At 51.0% G+C, this 20,844-nt stretch carries 23 protein-coding genes and 1 pseudogene; 7 read left to right on the top strand and 17 right to left on the bottom strand.

All coding sequences use genetic code 11. The annotated features are described in order from the left end of the window. Positions 1-27: 27 nt before the first annotated feature. Entirely contained in the window at positions 28-1,494 is a 1,467-nt protein-coding gene (gene ubiD / locus IPK30_06810) for a 4-hydroxy-3-polyprenylbenzoate decarboxylase (protein MBK8102995.1), read from the top strand. A 40-nt stretch (positions 1,495-1,534) separates the two neighbouring features. Continuing rightward, the gene (locus tag IPK30_06805) at positions 1,535-1,960 is read left to right on the top strand and encodes a nuclear transport factor 2 family protein (GenBank protein MBK8102994.1); all 426 of its coding nucleotides are present in this window, start codon (positions 1,535-1,537) and stop codon (positions 1,958-1,960) included. 6 nt (positions 1,961-1,966) lie between these two features. Here the strand turns inward: IPK30_06805 and IPK30_06800 are convergent, their stop codons facing one another. From IPK30_06800 to IPK30_06780, 5 genes are read right to left on the bottom strand one after another with little or no spacing between them, the layout of a single operon-like run. Further along, positions 1,967-2,626, bottom strand: coding sequence for an SCO family protein (locus tag IPK30_06800; protein MBK8102993.1), 660 nt, complete (start codon positions 2,624-2,626; stop codon positions 1,967-1,969). 12 nt (positions 2,627-2,638) lie between these two features. Next, entirely contained in the window at positions 2,639-3,517 is an 879-nt protein-coding gene (locus tag IPK30_06795; protein ID MBK8102992.1) for a protoheme IX farnesyltransferase, read from the bottom strand. Position 3,518: 1 nt separating this feature from the next. After that, a complete protein-coding gene (locus tag IPK30_06790; GenBank protein MBK8102991.1) occupies positions 3,519-4,550 on the bottom strand; it encodes a COX15/CtaA family protein in 1,032 nt (343 codons plus the stop codon). A 3-nt stretch (positions 4,551-4,553) separates the two neighbouring features. Continuing rightward, on the bottom strand, positions 4,554-5,171 hold the full coding sequence (locus IPK30_06785) for a hypothetical protein (protein ID MBK8102990.1): 618 nt from the start codon (positions 5,169-5,171) through the stop codon (positions 4,554-4,556). Between the two features lie 13 nt (positions 5,172-5,184). Continuing rightward, positions 5,185-5,919 (bottom strand): SURF1 family protein, encoded by a 735-nt coding sequence (locus IPK30_06780; GenBank protein MBK8102989.1) that lies wholly within the window; start codon positions 5,917-5,919, stop codon positions 5,185-5,187. A 71-nt stretch (positions 5,920-5,990) separates the two neighbouring features. On the opposite strand from IPK30_06780, the gene IPK30_06775 reads away from it, so the two are divergent. Further along, a complete protein-coding gene (locus IPK30_06775) occupies positions 5,991-6,248 on the top strand; it encodes a DUF2909 domain-containing protein (GenBank protein ID MBK8102988.1) in 258 nt (85 codons plus the stop codon). Positions 6,249-6,317: 69 nt separating this feature from the next. Here the strand turns inward: IPK30_06775 and IPK30_06770 are convergent, their stop codons facing one another. From IPK30_06770 to IPK30_06750, 5 genes and pseudogenes are all read right to left on the bottom strand, one after another. Beyond that, positions 6,318-7,271 carry a cytochrome c oxidase subunit 3 gene (locus IPK30_06770; protein ID MBK8102987.1) on the bottom strand — a complete coding sequence of 318 codons (954 nt, stop codon included), beginning with the start codon at positions 7,269-7,271 and terminating at the stop codon, positions 6,318-6,320. Positions 7,272-7,344: 73 nt separating this feature from the next. After that, on the bottom strand, positions 7,345-7,920 hold the full coding sequence (locus IPK30_06765) for a cytochrome c oxidase assembly protein (GenBank protein MBK8102986.1): 576 nt from the start codon (positions 7,918-7,920) through the stop codon (positions 7,345-7,347). Positions 7,921-7,943: 23 nt separating this feature from the next. Beyond that, positions 7,944-9,497: a cytochrome c oxidase subunit I gene (ctaD, locus tag IPK30_06760; protein ID MBK8102985.1), complete on the bottom strand. Its 1,554-nt coding sequence runs from the start codon at positions 9,495-9,497 to the stop codon at positions 7,944-7,946. Between the two features lie 13 nt (positions 9,498-9,510). Further along, positions 9,511-10,652, bottom strand: a pseudogene (coxB, locus tag IPK30_06755) (cytochrome c oxidase subunit II). A 165-nt stretch (positions 10,653-10,817) separates the two neighbouring features. Beyond that, complete coding sequence (locus IPK30_06750) at positions 10,818-11,069, bottom strand: YheV family putative metal-binding protein (GenBank protein MBK8102984.1); 252 nt, start codon at positions 11,067-11,069, stop codon at positions 10,818-10,820. Positions 11,070-11,136: 67 nt separating this feature from the next. Between IPK30_06750 and IPK30_06745 the strand changes: the two genes are divergently transcribed. Then, complete coding sequence (locus tag IPK30_06745; protein ID MBK8102983.1) at positions 11,137-11,685, top strand: gamma carbonic anhydrase family protein; 549 nt, start codon at positions 11,137-11,139, stop codon at positions 11,683-11,685. Between the two features lie 3 nt (positions 11,686-11,688). Here IPK30_06745 and IPK30_06740 read toward each other — a convergent pair whose 3' ends face one another. Together IPK30_06740 and IPK30_06735 are read right to left on the bottom strand one after the other, a co-directional pair. Further along, positions 11,689-12,462, bottom strand: coding sequence for an aldo/keto reductase (locus IPK30_06740; protein ID MBK8102982.1), 774 nt, complete (start codon positions 12,460-12,462; stop codon positions 11,689-11,691). Between the two features lies 1 nt (position 12,463). Continuing rightward, entirely contained in the window at positions 12,464-13,669 is a 1,206-nt protein-coding gene (locus IPK30_06735) for an FAD-dependent oxidoreductase (GenBank protein ID MBK8102981.1), read from the bottom strand. Between the two features lie 42 nt (positions 13,670-13,711). Between IPK30_06735 and waaA the strand changes: the two genes are divergently transcribed. Next, on the top strand, positions 13,712-14,986 hold the full coding sequence (gene waaA / locus IPK30_06730; GenBank protein MBK8102980.1) for a lipid IV(A) 3-deoxy-D-manno-octulosonic acid transferase: 1,275 nt from the start codon (positions 13,712-13,714) through the stop codon (positions 14,984-14,986). Positions 14,987-15,091: 105 nt separating this feature from the next. Here the strand turns inward: waaA and rpoH are convergent, their stop codons facing one another. The 5 genes from rpoH to IPK30_06705 form a co-directional block, all read right to left on the bottom strand. Then, on the bottom strand, positions 15,092-15,949 hold the full coding sequence (gene rpoH, locus IPK30_06725) for an RNA polymerase sigma factor RpoH (GenBank protein ID MBK8102979.1): 858 nt from the start codon (positions 15,947-15,949) through the stop codon (positions 15,092-15,094). Between the two features lie 80 nt (positions 15,950-16,029). Then, on the bottom strand, positions 16,030-16,431 hold the full coding sequence (gcvH, locus tag IPK30_06720) for a glycine cleavage system protein GcvH (GenBank protein MBK8102978.1): 402 nt from the start codon (positions 16,429-16,431) through the stop codon (positions 16,030-16,032). Between the two features lie 39 nt (positions 16,432-16,470). Then, positions 16,471-16,914, bottom strand: a complete 444-nt coding sequence (locus tag IPK30_06715; GenBank protein ID MBK8102977.1) for a hypothetical protein — start codon at positions 16,912-16,914, stop codon at positions 16,471-16,473. A 61-nt stretch (positions 16,915-16,975) separates the two neighbouring features. After that, positions 16,976-18,124 (bottom strand): sulfotransferase, encoded by a 1,149-nt coding sequence (locus tag IPK30_06710; GenBank protein MBK8102976.1) that lies wholly within the window; start codon positions 18,122-18,124, stop codon positions 16,976-16,978. Between the two features lie 10 nt (positions 18,125-18,134). Then, positions 18,135-19,268 (bottom strand): DUF1214 domain-containing protein, encoded by a 1,134-nt coding sequence (locus IPK30_06705; GenBank protein ID MBK8102975.1) that lies wholly within the window; start codon positions 19,266-19,268, stop codon positions 18,135-18,137. Between the two features lie 165 nt (positions 19,269-19,433). Here IPK30_06705 and IPK30_06700 point away from each other — a divergent pair, with 165 nt between their 5' ends. Continuing rightward, positions 19,434-19,973: a hypothetical protein gene (locus tag IPK30_06700; GenBank protein ID MBK8102974.1), complete on the top strand. Its 540-nt coding sequence runs from the start codon at positions 19,434-19,436 to the stop codon at positions 19,971-19,973. A gap of 72 nt (positions 19,974-20,045) precedes the next feature. After that, positions 20,046-20,819 (top strand): imidazole glycerol phosphate synthase subunit HisF, encoded by a 774-nt coding sequence (hisF, locus tag IPK30_06695; GenBank protein MBK8102973.1) that lies wholly within the window; start codon positions 20,046-20,048, stop codon positions 20,817-20,819. Positions 20,820-20,844: the final 25 nt, after the last annotated feature.

Genomic DNA, 20,844 nt, shown 5'->3' with positions numbered 1-20,844 from the left:
TGTTTTTTAGGAAGGAAACCGTACGCGATGAAATACAAAGATTTGCGCGAATTCATTGCCTTCCTGGAAAAACACGGCGAGCTGAAGCGGATTTCTGTCGAAGTCGACCCTAATCTGGAAATGACAGAAATCTGCGACCGCGTGTTGCGCGCTGGCGGCCCTGCGCTGCTGTTCGAAAAAGTCAAAGGCCACACCATCCCCGTACTCGCCAATTTATTCGGCACTGAAAAACGCGTCGCACTCGGCATGGGGCGCGAATCGGTAGACGACTTGCGCGATGTCGGCAAATTGCTCGCCTACTTAAAAGAACCCGAGCCACCTAAAGGTTTTCGTGACTTAATCGGCCAATTGCCCACACTCAAACAAGTGCTGAACATGGCACCCAAAGTGTTGCGCAGCGCACCTTGCCAAGAAAACATTTTAGAAGGCGATGCTGTCAACCTGTATCAATTGCCCATACAAACTTGCTGGCCAGAAGATGCTGCGCCCTTAGTTACTTGGCCGCTGGTGATTACACGCGGACCCAATAAAGAGCGTCAAGATCTCGGCATCTATCGCATGCAATTGATCGGAAAATATCGTTTGATTATGCGCTGGCTGTCGCACCGCGGTGGCGCACTCGATTTTCGCGAGTGGCAACAAGAAAACCCAGGAAAACCCTATCCTGTTTCCGTGGCCTTAGGTGCTGATCCGGCGACCATTTTAGGCGCAGTGACACCTGTGCCAGACACACTATCCGAATACGCTTTTGCCGGCTTATTGCGCGGTGAAAAAACAGAAGTAGTCAAAAGCATCGGCAATGATTTGCAAGTACCGGCCTCTGCTGAAATTATTTTGGAAGGTGTAATTCACCCCGACGACATGGCCGATGAAGGGCCGTTTGGTGATCACACCGGCTACTACAACGAAGTGGATCGCTTTCCCGTATTTACAGTGGAGCGCATCACGCACCGCAACAAACCGATTTATCACAGCACTTACACCGGCAGACCGCCGGATGAGCCCGCTATTTTGGGTGTTGCCTTAAACGAAGTTTTTGTGCCGCTGCTGCAAAAACAATTCCCAGAAATTGCCGATTTTTATTTGCCGCCAGAAGGCTGCTCGTATCGCCTCGCTGTAGTGACAATAAAAAAACAATACCCGGGTCACGCCAAGCGCGTGATGATGGGCGTGTGGTCTTTCTTGCGTCAATTCATGTACACAAAGTTTGTCATTGTTACCGATAATGATGTGAATGCGCGCGATTGGAAAGATGTGGTGTGGGCGATCACCACGCGCATGGATCCCATACGCGACACCGTACTAATCGATAACACGCCCATCGATTATTTAGATTTTGCATCTCCTGTTTCTGGCCTCGGCTCCAAAATGGGACTAGATGCCACACACAAGTGGCCAGGCGAAACGCAGCGCGAATGGGGCAAACCGATCGCGATGGATGATCAGGTAAAACGACGCGTCGACGCACTGTGGTCATCACTAAAACTGGATTAGTTTTTTCAATTTCTCTCATTTAATTTTTAGAGCATTGCGCATGAACACAAACACCGAACACCTTGCAATCAAAGCCAATATGCAATCCGTTGCACTCGCCGCACAGGGCGACCGTGAAGGCTGGCTGGCACTTTATGCCGATGATGCGGTAGTACAAGATCCTGTTGGCATTTCACCGTTCGATACAACGGGAGAAGGGCATCGCGGCAAAGCGGCGATTGCCAAGTTTTGGGACATGGTCATTGGCCCGTCAAAATTAACGATTCATGTTCACAAACGCATTCCCAGCGGTGATCGCACCTGCGCTGTTTTGCAAACAGCAGTAAACGATCTAGGAAAGGGAAAAACAGAAGTTGAGATGGTTGCCGTCTACGAAGTAAACGACGAAGGAAAAATCACACGCATGAGCGCATTTTGGAGTTGGGCAGAAATGGAAGTCCAACTCAAAAAATTGGGCTTCATGTAACACACTTTATTCGCCAAAGTCTCTTTCATACTGCGCTCGCACCGAGTTAAAAGCCATGTGCAAATTCTGTGCATCAAAGGGCGGCTTGAAAAAGCCATGGTAGTGCCCGCGCGGATTGATCACAGCAATATTACCGCTGTGCTCCATTAAATAACCGCCACCATCTATCGGTGCTTTGGTAAAGCCTGCATTCAAATCCGTCGCGAAACGCACCAAACTCAAGTGCTCACCTGTCACCCCGTAAAATGCGGGATTAAAATAAGCCGCGTATGCCTTTAATTTTTGTGGCGTATCTCTGGCAGGATCAACAGAGAGCAACACCACTTGCACCCCATCTGCCTCATGTTTTTCTTGTAATGCGCGATAAAACTTATCCAGCACAGCCAGCGTGGTCGGACAAATATCTGGGCACGAGGTAAAACCAAAAAAAACGAGTGTCCACCGGCCTTGGAAAAATTTAGGATCAAACGCCTTTCCCTCTTGATCCACTAAAACAGGATCACGAAAGATACGCGGCTTATCAAAAAAATAGCCGCCGTAAGTTTCCATTTTTTCTTTACTGAAAATATTGGGTTGCATCATGCGATGCACAAACCCTGCCACCAAGCTGGCCATAAAAAGCACCAGGGCTAAAACCGTCAGGCGTATTTTTAATTTCTCACTCATGCAACACCTTAATTACAAATAATGATCCAACAGCATGACCACAAACAACGCCATCAAATAAATAATGGAATATTTGAATGTCTCCATGCCTGCCTTAGGTTTTTCACAGTACAGCTGAATAGACCAATATAAAAATCCCGCACCTAACACTACGGCACTCACCAAATACAGCCAACCAAACATACCCGTTGCAAACGGCAACAGCGTAATGATGATCAACATCACGGTATACAAAATCACATGCAAAGCCGTGAGCTTGATGCCGTGTGTCACGGGCATCATTGGAATACCGGCTTTCGCGTATTCATCGCGGCGATGAATAGCCAGAGCCCAAAAATGCGGCGGTGTCCACGCAAAAATCACCAGCACCAATAACAAGGCATCGTGATGAATATGGTTCGTGACAGCTGTCCAACCCAACAATGGCGGCACAGCACCCGCCAAACCACCGATAACAATATTTTGTGGCGTTGCGCGCTTCAGAAATCGTGTGTAAACAAAGGCATAACCAATCAAAGCTGCGAAAGTCAGCCACATGGTGAGGTTGTTAGTAAAAAATTTCAGCACCAACATACCGACAACACCCAATACCGCAGCGAACATCATCGCCTGACGGCTATTGATGCGCCCCTGTGCCACGGGACGATTAAGCGTGCGCGCCATTTTCAAATCAATATGCTGATCGACAATATGATTCACCGCCGCGGCCGCGGCCGCACACAGCGCAATACCGAGATTGCCAAAAATAAGCACCTGCCACGGCACAGCACCTGGCACTGACAACAACATGCCAATCACGGAAGTTAGAATCATCAAAGCCACAACATTGGGCTTACACAACTCCAAATAATCACGCCACAACGCGCGTTCTCGCACTACAGATTTGCTCATGTTATTTTTCTTCAGCCGATGTACGGCATTGCACAGTCAACAAACGATGATTCAAGGTCACCATCACCAATAACAACAATGCGCCTACCGCATTATGTGAAACAGCCACCATCAAAGGCAAACCAAACCACACATTGCCAATCCCCAGCGCCAACTGCATCAACAAAACCGACAAAACAACAGCAGCCATTCTGCGACTTTCTGCAACCCCCGTTCGCCACAACAACGCAACCACCGACAACAGCAATACAGTAACCAACATTGCACCCACACGATGCGCAAAATGAATTGCAGTACGCGCAGTGTTATCCAACTGGCCGCCCAAATAATTAGGACCAATATGCTGCAATACATTAAATCCCGCAGAAAAATCCATTTCTGGCAACCACTCACCATGACAAGTTGGCAGATCAGGGCATGCCAAAGCGGCGTAATTAGATGTTGTCCATCCGCCCAGTGCAATTTGCAGAATCACAACCAATAAACTCACTGCCGCCAAGCCGCGCAAACGCGCCACTTTTTGCCGCGCCGCCTTTGGTAATTTCCACACAAAGCCGCCTAAGCGCTGCACCAACAACCACAATAGCGATAGTGTGGTGAAACCGCCCAACAAATGCGCGGTCACCACTTGCGGCCACAGCAGCAGCGTGACCGTCCACATACCGAACAGCCCCTGCAGAATAATAAAGCCCAAAGTAAATGCCGTCAGTTTGAGTGGTTGATTGCCCGCTTTGCGATTCTTAAACACCACTACCAGCAAACTGATAATCAACAAACCCAAACTGGAAGCAAAAATGCGGTGGATTTGCTCCGGCCAAGTTTTATCTGCTTCCACAGGCGTATTTGAAAAGTTTTGGTTCGCTGTATGAATTTCTTCCGGCGTATTGGGCACCCAATAATGACCGTAGCATGTCGGCCAGTCGGGGCATCCTAAACCGGCGTGCACCAAGCGAGTGTACGCACCAAGTACAATCACAACCACAGCCACACAAAATGCAAAACTCGCTAGATAAAACCCCAAAGAACGACGCATCACTCAATCCACATCCTTAATTAGAAATTTCATATCGGCCATGATGTCTTTGTAAGTATTCTGCGTGCTGTAGTACATCATCACAAATCCATCTGGATCCACTAAGAAAAAGTTGGTTTGGCTTTCATCAGCCACACGATAATTGGACTGACTCAACAATTGCTGCCATTTAGCGTCATCACCCTGAAGCACAACAACATCAGCATGCTCCTTCTGCAGCCACTGCTCGGTTTCTCCATCCAGCTTTCCTTCTGTCACCAACCACACACGGCGCACTTTTTCTTGATATTGCCCCAAAGCGATGCGCGTTTGGCGCTTCATCCAAAAAAGCTGTTTACATTCATCATTGCATGTCGCGCTGTGTGCCGTTAAGAATGTCCATCTAGACTCTTCTTTCTTTCTCTCAAATACAAAAGGTTTACCATCCATATCAAGTGGAAGAATATCGTTGATTTGTTGAGGAGGAGTAATCAACACGCCTTTGTTGCGTGTATCTTTTGGCATTCCTATACCTGTATAAAAAACAAAGGAAGCAGCTAAAACAACCACAATTGGAATCAACACTAACACCAATAACATGTATGGTTTTTGGTTCGCACTTATATTTGCATGCTCAGTCATGAAACATTACTCACTATTTAATAGATTCTGTTCTGTAAGAATAAAAACCGTAACAAACCAACAATGCAAACGCCATAGCAAACCACTGCACTGCATACGCAGTATTTTTTTCAGGCTGGATATTCACGATGGGCCACTGTGCCGCCAATGCCGAAGGAGAGCCTTCTCTCAATCGCACCACTATAGGTAACAGCTTCGCTTGCAACTCTTTTTCCGCGCCAGGCACACTCATTCTGCCTATGCGTTTCGGCCAGCCCTGTTCAGCAAACAAGGGTTTATCTTCTGTCAGCAATGGAGATACATAGATTTCACCCATTTCTTCACCTCCAGCAACTGCCGGCACGCTAGGCAACTCGCTGCGTAAAGCAGGAGCTGGGATCCAACCACGATTTACCAACACCGAACCGGCATCGCCATCAAGTTGCATCACGCCAAATACATAATAGCCATTGCGCTCTTGATAAATCTGATTTTCCAATAAAAACACTTTCTGCAACCAACGACCTCGTAACATCACTGGCTGCAAATGCCATACGGCAATTTGTTTTTGATCCGCAACTCCAACCATCTTTTGCAATAATTCTGCGAAAGGAATCGGCAGTTCTAATCTTTTCTGCTCCGCTTGCGACAACAAAAACTTATTGTGCTCCGCGCGATACAGCTGCCAAAAGCCCAAACCAACCATCAGCGGCAGCAACAACAAAACCAGCGCAGTTATGCGCCAATCAAAGATAAACTTGCGAGCCATACTCACCACAAACACTGTCATTACGAGCGCTATAATAGGCGCGAAAGGCGTCATTCCTGCACGAGGCAAATATGTCCACACAACAACTACAGATACTCATACTGGTTCTTTTGTTACTCATGGTGCTCAGCCTCTCACAAAGCCTGTATGTACTGTTCAAAGATAACGGCAGCCCAAAATCAAAACGCACATTTCACAGCTTAATAGTGCGCGTCACACTGGCCACCGCACTGCTCTCGACGATGATTTACGGATTCTACAGCGGCAAGCTGCGCTCAAATGCGCCTTGGAACAACCCCGCCATTCTTCAGCAACCAACGCAAAAATAAATATCCAATATCTCATCCCGCATAAAAAAGGCCCGCTAAGCGGGCCTTTTCCTTGACCGGGCGTATTCCTCAGAATACATAAACCACAGCGACTAAGAACAACCAAACCACATCCACAAAGTGCCAATACCAACTGGCCGCCTCAAAACCAAAATGGTCGTCTTTATTAAAGTGGCCTTTCAACGCGCGCAAGAACATGACCAACAACATGAAAGCACCCAAGCACACATGGAAGCCGTGGAAGCCGGTCAACATGAAAAAGGTAGTGCCATAAATACCAGTCTTCAGTGTCAAACCGTATTCGGTATACGCTTCGTGATATTCAACCGCTTGTAAATACACAAAAGCAAAGGCCAATACCAAGGTGACAAACAGCCATAATTTAAACGCGCCGCGTTTTTCCGCTTTTAATGCGTGATGCGCCAACTCACAAGTAACCGAAGAAGTCACCAGAAAAAGCGTGTTCCACAGTGGCAACCAATGTGCCGCTTCGGCCACGCCCGGCCATGACATGCTTTTATGTGCACCAATGAAAGTGCCCGTATTTGCAACAACCTGGTTAGCAACACCACCAATTGCTTGTTGCGGCGTTTCCAACAGAGGCCAACTATAAGTAAACCCTTTCCACAACAACTCGTTGGTAAAAGCGCCTACACCTTCACCCGACAACCACGGGCCAACTAACGCGCGCACATAGAACAAGCCACCAAAAAATGTAGCGAAGAACATCACCTCAGAAAAAATAAACCACTGCATGCCGATGCGGTAAGAGCGTTTCAACTGGGGACTGTTCAACCCTTGAATGTTCTCTTTGATTGCTGCACCAAACCAACGAAACAGAACTGCGCAGAGAACCAATGCACCCAATATCAACAGTGTTGGGCTACCTTCTTTGGCCGCGCGAATATCGTTCAGCCAAGTTGAGACGCCCACCAGCATCATGCCGATGCCCACCGATGCAAACAGTGGGTATTTGCTCTGTTCTGGAACATAGTAGGTCTGCTGACCGTGTTCACTTGCCATAATGTTCTCCAGCTATGACTTCATTATTTTCACGGGTTTTGCCAAAAGCTCATCACCCACTTTTCTTCCAAAACTAATTTGCTTTTGCTGCTTCCGCTGTCTGCGCCATTGTCGCCGTGACATCAAATAGCGTGTAACTCAATGTTATCGTGTGTATCGCCGCTGGCAGTGCCTGATCAACAATAAATACGACAGGCATTTCTATATCTTTACCTGCTTCCAGCGCTTGTTGCGTAAAACAAAAACACTCAGTTTTATGAAAAAACTCAACCGCACGCTCAGGCACAATACTGGGCACTGCCTGCGCAGTCATTTTACGATCCGTGGTATTACGCGCATAAAATACCGCACGCGTCGCCTCCCCCGGATGCACATCTACCGATACCACCTTAGGCTGAAATTCCCAAGGCATGCCCGCGTTGTTGATCGTGACAAATTGCACTTTCACCAAACGAGACTTATCTACTTTTACTTCTTCTGCAATGTAGGGCTGCTTTGCATTCAAGCGTGGAGAATTAATATCCAACCAACTACACAGCAGGTTATAAAACGGCGGCAAGACAAACAGGGCGAACGCAAACATACCTACTGCGCCGACGAACAACTTGGCGACAATGTATTTGTCGCCTTTCTTGTCAATTTGCCCCATTTATCCTGTTCGCGTTCTACGGTTTATTTAAACTCAGGCGGCACACTAAAGGTGTGATACGGCGCCGGCGAAGGAACCGTCCACTCCAAACCTTGTGCACCATCCCATGTTTTTGCTTCTGTTGTTGGCTTGCCTGCAACAATTGTGCGTACAACATTGAACAAGAACAGCACTTGAGATGCGCCGTAAATCATCGCACCAATAGACGACACCATGTTCCAATCGGCAAAGATGAGGTTGTAGTCAGGAATACGGCGCGGCATACCAGCCAAGCCAACAAAATGTTGCGGGAAGAAGGTCAGGTTGAAACCGATAAACGAAATCCAGAAATGCGTTTTACCCATCGTTTCGGAATACATACGACCCGACCATTTAGGCAGCCAGTAGTAAACCGCAGCGGACATAGAAAACAGCGCACCCGCCACCATGACATAGTGGAAGTGAGCAACAACGAAATAACTGTCGTGGTATTGGAAATCAACCGGCGCCAATGACAACATCAATCCTGAGAAGCCGCCCACAGTAAACAGAATCAGAAACGCAATACAAAACAGCATCGGCGTTTCAAAACTGATAGAACCACGGAACATAGTGGCTACCCAGTTGAACACTTTTACGCCCGTTGGCACTGCAATCAGCATAGTAGCGATCATGAAGTACATTTCACCAGCCAATGGAATACCAACCACGAACATGTGGTGAGCCCAGACGATGAAAGACAAGAAAGCAATGGCGGCAGTGGCATACACCATGGAGCTGTAACCGAACAAAGGTTTGCGCGCAAAAGTAGGAATAATTTGCGATACCACGCCAAATGCCGGCAGGATGATGATGTAAACCTCAGGATGGCCGAAGAACCAGAACACATGCTGGAACAACACAGGATCACCACCACCAGCAGCACTAAAGAACGAAGTGCCAAAGTGAATATCCATCAACATCATGGTGACTGCGCCTGCCAATACAGGCATTACCGCGATCAACAAAAATGCAGTGATCAACCAAGTCCAACAGAACATCGGCATTTTCATCAGCGTCATGCCTGGTGCGCGCATGTTAAGCACTGTGGCAACGATATTGACTGAACCCATAATGGAAGACGCACCCATAATGTGCACAGCAAAGATAAAGAAAGTGACTGATGGCGGCGCATAGGTGGTCGACAACGGCGCATAGAAAGTCCAACCAAAGTTGGGCGCACCACCCTGCATAAACAAAGTAGATGCCAGCGTCAAAAACGCGAACGGCAACAACCAGAATGAAAAGTTATTCATTCTAGGCAACGCCATATCGGGCGCACCGATCATCATTGGGATCATCCAGTTCGCCAAGCCCACGAAGGAAGGCATAATGGCACCGAACACCATCACCAAACCGTGCATGGTGATCATCTGGTTGAAAAACTCAGGCTCCACCAACTGCAGGCCCGGCTTAAATAACTCAGCGCGGATCACCAACGCAAAGGCGCCACCCAATAAAAACATTGCAAAGCTGAACCACAGGTACATGGTACCGATATCTTTGTGGTTGGTGGTAAACAACCACCGGCTCAAACCTTTCGCTGGACCGTGTGCCATTGTTGTCTACTCCTCACTTCTTGCTCTTAAACTTATACACATCGACAGCCTGCAAACTGTCTCCCATGTTGTTGCCGAAAGCATTGCGCTGATATGTCACAACTGCGGCCATATCCAGATCGTTCAGGATGCCGCCAAAGCTTGCATCGCTGTGCCGGGCACGCCATTCACTGCAGCCTTCAAATGCTCATCCACGGGACCAGTTGCAATTTTGCTGCCCGCAATAGGCTTACCAACACCACCTTCACCTTTCATGCCATGGCAAGCCGCGCAATTGGTGTCGTACACTTTTTGACCGCGCTCGATTTGTTGTTCCAGCGTAAAGGTTTGCGCCATCAACTCACGCACTTTTTTGGCTTCAGCTTTTTTGCTCGCCAGCCACTTTTCATAGTCTTCTTTGGTATCTACCACAACCACTACCGGCATAAAACCGTGATCTTTACCGCACAACTCGGCGCACTGGCCGCGGAAGATGCCTACTTTTTCTGCCTTGGTCCACGCTTCATTCACAATGCCGGGGATTGCATCCTTTTTAACAGCCAATTCAGGCACCCACCACGAGTGAATAACATCATTACCCGTAATTAAAAAACGAATTTTTGTGTTAACTGGAATATGGATAGGCTCATCCACTTCCAACAGGTAGTACTCGCTTTTTTCTGCTTTGCCATGAATTTCATCTTTCGGTGTCGACAAGTTTGAAAAAAAGCTTACACCTTCTTCACCGCGGTAATCGTATTTCCATTTCCACTGATAACCGGTGACGACGATATTGATCTCTGGCTCATCAGTATCGTAGACCTTGAGGAGCGCGTGAATAGCAGGCCAAGCCAAAAAACCCAGGATAAAAAAGGGAATAATTGTCCACGCCAACTCAGCGCCCAAATGCTCATGCCAATGTTCAGCCTGATGTCCTTGCGATTTGCGGTGTGCAATGATGGAGTAGAACATCACCGCAAAAACACCAACACCAATCGCTGTACAGATCCAGATGGACAACATGTGCAGGTCATAGATGTCCTGACCCAATAAGGTGACGCCTGGCGGCATATTGATTCTGCTACGGTCAGCGAGATCAGCCCACGCGCCTGCGGCAGTGGCCAATAAAACAGGGCCTAGCAAGAGCGTCAGCAGCCTTTTGGTTCTGGAATGCATGCTCTCATTCTCCATTTATTATGAATATGGTCTGCTCAAATAATGAACAGTCAAGGGTGACAAAGCGCGCGAATTATAGACACCACGCTAGGCAGGGTAAATATCTACCACGGAAAAAATACCAGAGACGGTACACCATCTTCATTCCATCTAATTTACGCAGGATCAAACAAATTTGATTGGGCTGACATCACGCGTTTTGTCCTCATCGGTGCGATTAACCCTTGTCTCCAACTCACGGAAATTCTGCTCGAACGCCATTTCTGCGTGGTAGCCACAACTGACGCATTCCTGATGCTGAACCCCATCCCTGCGAAACATCACGATTTTGTCGAGCGCCTGACACTGCGGGCATTTGGCGCCTGCAACAAAGCGTTTGCGGGTGTCGGGCAATAGTTGGTCGTCGCTTGAAGTCATTGTGGGTGCCACCGCGTCAAATCCGGCTCTATTATAGCCAGTCGCATCACCCGTCCTAGGAATCCGCATGAGCCACAGCCTCCGCCCACATCAAGGTCAAACCCCGCAACTGGGCGCACGCGTCTACATCGACCCCATGGCTTGCGTGATCGGCGATGTACAGTTGGGCGACGATTGTTCCGTTTGGCCGCACACCGTGATTCGCGGCGACATGCACCGCATCCGCATCGGTGCGCGTTGCAGCATCCAAGATAACTCCGTGCTGCACATCACCCATGCAGGCCCCTATGAGGCAGATGGTTTTCCGCTGACCTTGGGTGACGATGTGACCGTCGGCCATCGCGTGGTGCTACACGGCTGCACCATCGGCAACCGTGTGTTGATTGGCATCGGCGCGATTGTGATGGATGGCGTAGTCATTAAAGATGAGGTTGTGCTGGGTGCAGGCAGCCTCGTGCCGCCTGGGAAAAAATTAGAGAGTGGGTTTCTCTATGTCGGCAGCCCTGCCAAACAAGTGCGCGCACTGACCGACAGAGAAAAATCATTTTTTACTTACAGCGCGAACAATTATCGGAAATTAAAAGATCAGTATTTGGATGAAGCTACATCCAAATAAAAATCATACGCGCTTAGGTAATTTTTGTACGTTATCGCGCAAATGCACAGGATTGATGGTGCCGACGATAGCAGAACTCGCGCCCGCGTGTGAAAAAATCATTGCTAGTGCTTCGGTCACTGCATCACCATCACAGCGATGCCCACTGGCAAACGCTTTTTTAATTAGCGCGCCTTTATTGTGCTCGCGGCAATAATCCAGCACAGCCACATCCGCTTGCTCATTCAAATTATAAGTGACCATCACCACATCGGATTGTTCAGCCGCCAATAAACCGCCTGCCACTGTTTTGGTAGACATACCAAACGCGCGTATCCAACCGCGCTGTTTTAACTCCGCCAGCGTTTGCAGTGCTTCACTGTTTTGGATGATGTCCAGATCGTTGCCGTCAGAATGCACCAATACCATGTCGATGTAATCGGTTTGCAAGCGCCGCAAACTGCGTTCCACACTCATGCGCGTATGTTCTGCTGAAAAATCGAACGAGGATTGCCCCTCAGAAAACTCTTCGCCCACTTTGCTACAGATCAACCACTGTTTGCGATCCGCTTTCAGCAATTTCCCCAAACGCTCCTCGCTATTGCCGTAAGCGGGCGCGGTGTCGATGAGATTGATACCGAGATCGCGCGATAAATCCAGCAGCGCGCGCGCTTCTTTATCATCCGGCACAGTAAATGCTTGCGGATATTTTACGCCTTCGGTGCGCCCAAGTTTTACGGTACCGAAACCGAGCGCACTCACCTGCATACCGGTACCGCCTAAAGCACGATAAAACATGTTACACCGGCTGCCATTGTGTAGATTGCCACGGTGCAGCGGCGATTTGCGTCATGCGCGGCCAACTCACCGGCATGACATCTTTTTGTTGCGGCACAATATTTTGCGCGCGCAAATAATTCATCATCTGCACGCCGAGATGCGGCACCAAGGTCAACTTAGTTGGCCATGCCGCTACGCAGCGCGTCAATTCATCGCAGGGCGACAGCCAAGCATTATCCGGCCGCAACAAACCCGGCTGCTGCGGCTCTGCGCGCTCGACAAAAAAAGTGCTCCACTGTGCTTCGTGCCAATTTATCCACGCAAACAAAGATTCCATTTCTTTTCGTGCTTTTTCAATCAACGCTTCACTAGACAAAGCAGCGCCGTCTTCTGCTAACTGTCCGCCGAGATACCACACCACACCCTGCTCAGTGGCGTGCGAAGAAATGGTTAGCCGCGGCTTGCTGTCTTTGCCGACGCAGTGCGCATACAAATGCGTCAACTGCGGATGGCGCACCATCACTTGTTGCAGTGGTCGTAATTGCATCACCGGATTTTTTATCGCAAGTTGCTGCAATAATTCACCATTGCCTTTACCAGCCGCCAACACACACAACTGACTGCTCACACACAGCTCTACATTGTTGTGCTGCAAAAAAATATCTGCACCCTTGTCTTTGCTCTGCACAGCGATCGCTTGATCACCCACCGAAAAAACAGTCTCTGCATTTTGTGCGCGCAGCGTTTCCAACAGCGAAGGTGCATCAATCACCATATCCAACAAGCGATACACGCTGCCATGAAATTTTTCATGGCGCAACGCAGCGGGATAATCTTTTGGCTTTACTGCATCCACGCGACCGCGCAAGGCTTTGCTGGCAAAAAATGCCGTCACTTTCGACAGCGCATTTTCTGGCGACCACATATAAAACGCTTCGCTCAGTACGCGCGTGCCGCGCAAATCCACATCGCCCTCGCCCTTGATACAGCGCCGCCAGTGCGCCGGCATATCGGCAATCGCTTCCGATGCGCCCGACAACGCGCCGCTCAAGGTGTACTTCACCCCGCCGTGGATCATGCCCTGCGAAGCCACGGTTTGGCCGCTGCCCAAAGCCGCGCGCTCAAACAACACCGCGTTGTAGCCCGCGCGGCGCGCGCAGGCGAGCAACCACAAGCCCGCGATGCCGCCGCCGATGATGGCAATATCCACTTGTAGGGTTTGCACCGATGTCTCCTGCACGGGAAGCCGCACATTATAATGCCGCGCATGACGCGACCGCTCTACACCCTGCTCTACGCCCTGCTGCTGCCCGTGATTTTGCTGCGCCTGCTGTGGCGTTCACGGCAGGCACCGGCCTACCGGCAGCGTTGGCGCGAGCGCTTTGGCTATTTTCCCGCGCCCGTTTTTGATTGCAGTAAGCCCGTGCTGTGGCTGCATGCAGTTTCGGTGGGCGAAACTTTAGCGGCCGTACCGCTGATTCAAACCCTGCAAAACCAACATCCCGATTGGCAGTGGGTTGTCACCACCACCACACCCACCGGCTCCGAGCGCGTGCGCGCCGTGTTGGGCAGCAGCGTTTTTCATGTCTACGCGCCTTATGATTTGCCCATTTTTCTCTCGCATTTTTTGCAGCGTATAAAACCGGCAATGTTGATCGTGATGGAAACCGAACTGTGGCCGAACATGGTGCACTGTTGCTATCAAAATCAAATTCCCGTGTTGATCGCCAATGCGCGGCTGTCTGCAAAATCCGCGCGCGGTTATGGGAAATTTTCCGCACTCACGCGCTCGATGTTGCGCGAAATCACGCGAGTCGCCGCACAACAACACGCCGACGGCGAGCGCTTTGTACAACTGGGCTTGCCGCGCGAAAACCTAACCGTAACCGGCTCTATCAAATTTGATTTAACGATTGATGCAGCCACACAACAAAAAGCTGCCGCCCTGCGCATGCAGTGGTCAAACAATAACCGCCGAAAAGTGTGGCTGGCTGCCAGTACGCATCAAGGCGAAGACGGCATTCTGCTCGCTGCGTTTGCACAACTGAAAAAAACTTTTCCTGATTTATTACTGGTGTTAGTGCCGCGCCACCCAGAGCGTTTTGCCAGCGTAACGCAACAATGCACCGCCGCAGGCTTTACTGTACTGCGCCACAGCGAACAAAAAATACCTGCGCCAGAAACCGATATTGTGGTCGGCGACACCATGGGCGAGCTGCTTGCGTTTTACGGCGCAGCGGATATCGCGTTTGTCGGCGGCAGCTTAGTGCCTGTCGGCGGCCATAACTTGATTGAACCCGCCGCGTGGGCCTGTCCCACTCTCAGCGGCCCGCAGTTATTTAATTTTTCCGAAGTGGAAACACTGTTGCGCGACAACAACGCACTGGCAATTGCCGACAGCGCTGAGCAAATTGCCACGCAAATTACACAATGGCTGCGCGATGACACATTGCGTTACGGGTTTGGCGAAAGAGCCAAAGCAGTGGCCGATAGCAATCGCGGCGCGTTAGAAAGCCTTTGCTCTTTGATTGATCCAACATAATCTCATCGCGACAGACTGATCGCGGCAAAGTGCCGCTCCTACAAAAATTGCACCTCTGTAGGAGCGCCTCCTAGGCGCGACTCTTAAGCTCTATCCAATAGCAGGTTACAACACCATCGCAGCGCGCAATTTTTTCATCGCGCTCTGTTCGAGCTGGCGAATGCGTTCTGCCGACACGCCGTACTCAGCAGCGAGATCGTGCAGGGTGGATTTGCTGTCTTCGTCCAACCAGCGTTTTTGCAAAATGTCGCGGCTGCGCGCATCCAGTGTGGTCATGGCTTGCGCTAATTGCTGCGTAGACACTTTGTCCCAATTGTCGTTTTCCAACTGCAACAACGGATCGCTGTCTTCCTTTTCCAGATAATTGGCAGGCACGGCGTAGGCTTTGTCTTCGTCATCATCCACGCCCACATCAAACGAGGCATCGTGACCAGACAAACGACTCTCCATTTCGCGCACATCGCTCACCGACACGCCCAAATCTTTGGCTACGGCATGCGCTTCGTCGTTAGATAACCATGCCAAAGTTTTTTTCGCGCCGCGCAGATTAAAAAACAATTTGCGCTGCGGTTTGGTGGTGGCAATTTTGACAATGCGCCAGTTGCGCAAAATGTATTCGTGAATTTCGGCTTTGATCCAATGCACAGCGAAAGAAATCAAACGCACGCCTTTTTCTGGATTAAAGCGCTTCACCGCTTTCATCAAACCGATATTGCCTTCTTGCACCAAATCCGCCTGCGGCAAGCCGTAGCCGTTGTAGCTGCGCGCAATGTGCATCACGAAACGCAGGTGCGACATAACCAACTGACGCGCTGCGTCTAAATCTTCGCGGTAGTACAAATCTTCAGCCAAACGGCGCTCTTCGTCTGCCGTCAAAATGGGGATGCCGCTAATTGCCTGCGCGTAGCTGGTCAGACCCATGTTAGGGCTCAGTACGGCGGCGGGAATTAATTCTCTACTCATGGCGCTTCCTCCAAGGGAAACAAAGTCTATCACCGCTGTTGGAGGGCGGCGCTACTGCGAAGTTCCACTATAACGCTGGCTTATTCGTCGTCTTGCTCGGCGGCGACTGCGGCGCAATAACCTGTAGCATCCAGCAGTTGCTCCCACTCGGCGGCAGCATTATTGGGCTGGATGCGGAACAACCAGCCTTTATCGTAAGGCGAGTCATTCACGGTTTCCGGCGCGTCTTCCAAGGCAGGATTGTGAGCGATCACTGCGCCGGATACCGGTGCAAATAAATCCGAGGCGGTTTTGACGGACTCGATCACGCCCGCTTCGCCCGCCTGCGCTAACTGCGCGCCAATGGCTGGCAAATCGACAAACACCACATCGCCCAACTGCTCTTGTGCGTAGTCGGTGATGCCGACCGTCACCGTGCCATCAGCCTCCAAACGCCCCCACTGGTGGGAGGCGAGGTAGCGAATATCGTCGGGCGTGTTCATAAGCGGGAATCTGGCAGCCAAAAAAGGCTGCACAGGATATTAGCCCTGCGGTGGCGGGGCAACTGGTGCAGGCTCAGACTGCGGCGTTGGAGTGACTGGAGGCTGTTCCGCGTTGGGACGCACACGACCAGGACGCGGCGGCATGTTCGGACGCATCGCGCCGCCCTGCTCCATGCGTCGCTCCATCATCTGTCTATCCATCATCGGGCGCATCGCAGGCCCACCCAAACCGGTGCGGCAGTTGGTGAATGTCACGGTTTTGTTTTCCACCGGCTTGCCATCGCGGTACTGACTAAACGAGCACGCGCGCGTGGCAGGGTCAAAGCTCTCCACCCACAACTGACCGCCCACCCACTGTGAGCCGAGGTGCAACTGTCCTTCCGGCAATTCAATAGTTTGTGATTTTCCGCCTTCTTTTTCGCAGCCAGCTATGACCAACGCGCCCAGCAAGACCGCAGACAGACAGATGATTCTCTTTTTCATGATGCAACTCCCTCGGTTGTGATGGCTACTGTGATTACAGCAAGCCGCAAAAGGTTCCCGCTCACGCCATCGGTACATTAAAACGCTCAATATAAAACGCGAAGCGATCGCGAATTTGTTGCTCCGTCAGCCCATACTCCTCTAAGCGGTAATCATGTTTGCCGTGCTTGCCCATCGGGTGTGCATCGGCATAGTTCTGAAAACACTGCTCCACCTCGCCGCTCATCGGCAAATGGAAGTGGCTGTAAATCTTCCGCGCCGTGCCTACGCCATCGGCGATGAAATCATTGAATTGCAAATCCAGTATGCGCGCTGGGTCAATTTGTTCGCGCTGACGCAAACTCGCTTCCACTTTGCGCGCGAGATATTCCATCACCACCGCGCCGAATTGTTGGCGATCAAAATCGCATCCTATCAGCATAGATTCCATCATGCTCGCGTAAGAGGTGACGCACTCCAGCGGATTGCGGTGCGTAATCACAATCGAACAATCGGGAAACAATTGCACCAAACAATCCAGCGCCCACAAATGCGCCGGCGTTTTTAACAACCAACGCTCACCCGGTCGCTGCCACTGCAACATGCGCAAAATATCCGCGTAGTAGCGATAACTCGGTAGATGATCTTGCTGCTGAAACCAAGCGCCGTAAGGCTCCATCATGGTTTCCACACCGAACTGCACGTCTTGAAAAGTGTGATTCAATAAATGAATGCACTCTTCTGGCGTATCGGCATTGGTGAAATGAATTTTGTCGAAATTTGGATTTTTCTTGTGCGCTTCTTCGTAAAACGCTTTTAATTGCACATAGCGCGGATCTTCTGCCTCTGGCGGATTACTGGGCAGCGGATCTGGGCTCATGCCCTCCCACAACTTCAGCGGGCGCGCCGCCATATCTTGCGACAGCAAGTTCAGCAACGCGGATGTTCCGGTGCGCGGCAAGCCGGTGAGAAACATCGGCGCTTTGATTTTCACATCGCGTATTTCTGGATGCTGTTGCCACGCCGCTTCGATTTTCAAACGCACTTGCAGCAATTTCAGCAGACGCTTGCGATTGCGTTTGATGCCGCGTTCGTCAAAGCCGTTGCTGGTGTAGGTCTCGATCAGTTTTTGCAAACCTTCCTTGAAATCCTCTGCGCCAAAATTGGATAAACCTGTCGCTGCCGAGGCCTCTGCCAATAGGGTTTGCACATCAAATGCTGCTTCGCTCATTCTGCAATCCTCACAAATCTTTTAATTTAACAACGCGCGCTTGCGGCTGCGGATGCTCGGCCGCACGCACCCAACGCAAACACAGGGTTCCTTCATTTCTACCGCAAGTATCCAGCCAATTTTCTGTTTCTGCTTTTTGCTTGCTGATGGGTTTTTCTTTACTGATGATGGCGCGCACCGAACCGTCTGTGCGGTACTGCGCCGTGCCTTTGTTGATATGCACAGGGAAGTAGCGGTAATCCAAACTCTCCAGCCAATAATTTGCCAACTGCAAATTCCAAAAATCACACGCCGGCGGCGTGAACTCCACCAGCAGAGCTTCATCGTCTTCCAATTGAAAATAGCCGTGATAGTAGGCGATGTTTGGATCACCGCCTGCCGCCAGCGCCACTTCAGGATTAAAACGCGGCAGCGTGTTCGGATGCGCGCGAAAATCTTCTGTCCACTTAGCAAACAAACCCGCTGTGCCAGACACAAAAAAAGCAGCGCCTTGCAGCGCTTTATCCACGCGCTCGGCAGACAAATGGCGCGGCTGGTTATCGCCGTCAATTCTTTCGATGCGCACTTGCGCAGGAATTTCTGTTTTGTGCTGCATGCGCGTTTGCCGCACTTGCAGCAAGCGCGTTTCTGGTGTCATGCGCAACCAGTTGCCTGTTTGGGGCGCACTCGACGCAATAATTTCAAATGAACCATCTGCATGGATGTGCATATCTTTCGCTTCAAGATAGCCAGAAGTATCCAAAGAAGCCGTTTTTCCGTAACCGCCCGCCTGCGCACCAAAACCTAAATAATGCACAGTGCCGCGCGTGCCGCTGATGCGATAGGTGTAATTGCCATTCACCGGCGCGGTGAGGTAAATATTGTCTGGATTATCCAAACCCATTTTGATGGTTTCATGCACGCCGCGCGTAAACGCTGGCGCTTGTGTATCCGCCGCTTCCAAAAAAGATTCCAGCGCACCGCGCGTCAAGCGCGCGAGATAACGCCAACCTTCGGCGCGATCCAGCGCGTTCTTTGGTGCCGTTTCCGCCAGCACAATATCGTGACCGGCTTTTTTCAGCGCATCGCAAAAATCATCCCAACTGCGCCCATCCATCACGCGCGCAATGGATGCCTCACGCGCTGCATTTTTTTCATCTGCCATGCTCAAACTCCCACCAAACAAATATCGTGCCAGCATAGCAAAGCCTCTGCGCCGAAAGACTGCGATGAGCCACAGTGGGCACGGAAATAAAACTTCTATACACCGTTCCAATCTACCGCACGAGGAGTATGCTGAAACTGTGCTAACACTCGTTGGAGGTTCGCCATGAAACGCCACTACTATGTCACCAATGACTGGGAAGATTTAGAAATCGCCAGTACAGAACTTTCGCGGCAAGGCATACACGCCTCTCATCAGCGCGTACTCACGGAAGATATTGCCGGCGCGAAAGCCCATCACCTGCAGCCTGTAAACGAGCTCAAGCGGCGCGATGTTTTTCACACCGCTGCGCTCGGCGCTTCCTGCGGCGTGTTGCTGGTCGCTGTTCTGCTCACGCTGGCTTCCACTTACGGCTGGGCGGCGCAAATGGGTTGGGCGCCTTTCATCTTGCTGAGCATCGCGCTGTTTGTGTTCAGCACTTGGGAGGGCGGGCTGATTGGCATTCAGATGCCCAGCCCGATGCTGCTGCGTTTTTTAGGTGTGATTAAAAAAGGTCGCCATGTGCTGCTGGTTGATGTCTCGCCACGGCAGGAAAAAACGCTGGCCGAGGTGGTGGCACTGCACCCGTCCATGCATGCCGCCCGCGATGGCGCGCCCAACCCTGAAGCGCTCGCGCAGTGGAAGCATAAATGGCATGAGGCTTAGTGTTTAGCAAGGGCTGAGGCGCCGGCGGAGTGCTACCATGCACCCCCGTTTTTCTACCGCCGGAACCTCACCATGACCCTCGCCAAACGCATCATCCCCTGCCTCGATGTCGACAACGGCCGCGTGGTGAAAGGCGTGCAGTTTGTGGACATTCGCGATGCGGGTGATCCGGTGGAAATTGCGCGCCGCTACAACGAGCAGGGCGCGGACGAGATCACTTTTCTCGACATCACCGCCAGCAGCGACAATCGCGCCACTACCTATGACACGGTGGAGCGCATGGCCAGCCAAGTGTTCATCCCGCTCACGGTGGGCGGCGGCGTACGCACGGTGGATGACATTCGCCGCCTGCTCAACGCCGGTGCCGATAAAGTCAGCATCAACACCGCTGCTATCACCAACCCCGAATTTGTACGCGAAGCGGCCGAGCGCTTTGGCTCGCAATGCATCGTAGTGGCGCTGGATGCCAAACGCGTGAGCACCGAGGGCGAACCCAACCACTGGGAAATTTTCACCCACGGTGGTCGCAAAGCCACCGGCATCAATGCCGTGGCGTGGGCGCAGAAAATGGCGGACTACGGCGCGGGAGAAATTCTGCTCACTAGCATGGATAGAGACGGCACCAAAAACGGTTTTGACTTGGGCGTGACGCGCGCGATTGCCGATGCGGTGAACATCCCCGTGATCGCCTCCGGCGGCGTGGGCAACTTGCAGCACTTGGTGGACGGCGTGAAACAGGGCGGCGCCGATGCCGTGCTCGCCGCCAGCATTTTTCACTTCGGCGAATACACTATTCCGCAAGCCAAGCAGTTCATGGCGGAACAAGGCGTGGTGGTCAGAATTTGAAAATTAAGGCAGTTTTTATTGTTAT

This window comes from Cellvibrionales bacterium, from assembly GCA_016713115.1.
Classification (GTDB): Bacteria; Pseudomonadota; Gammaproteobacteria; order Pseudomonadales; family UBA7239; genus UBA7239.
The sequence above is the reverse complement of the archived record's forward strand: the minus strand, read 5'-3'. Positions and strand labels throughout refer to the sequence as shown.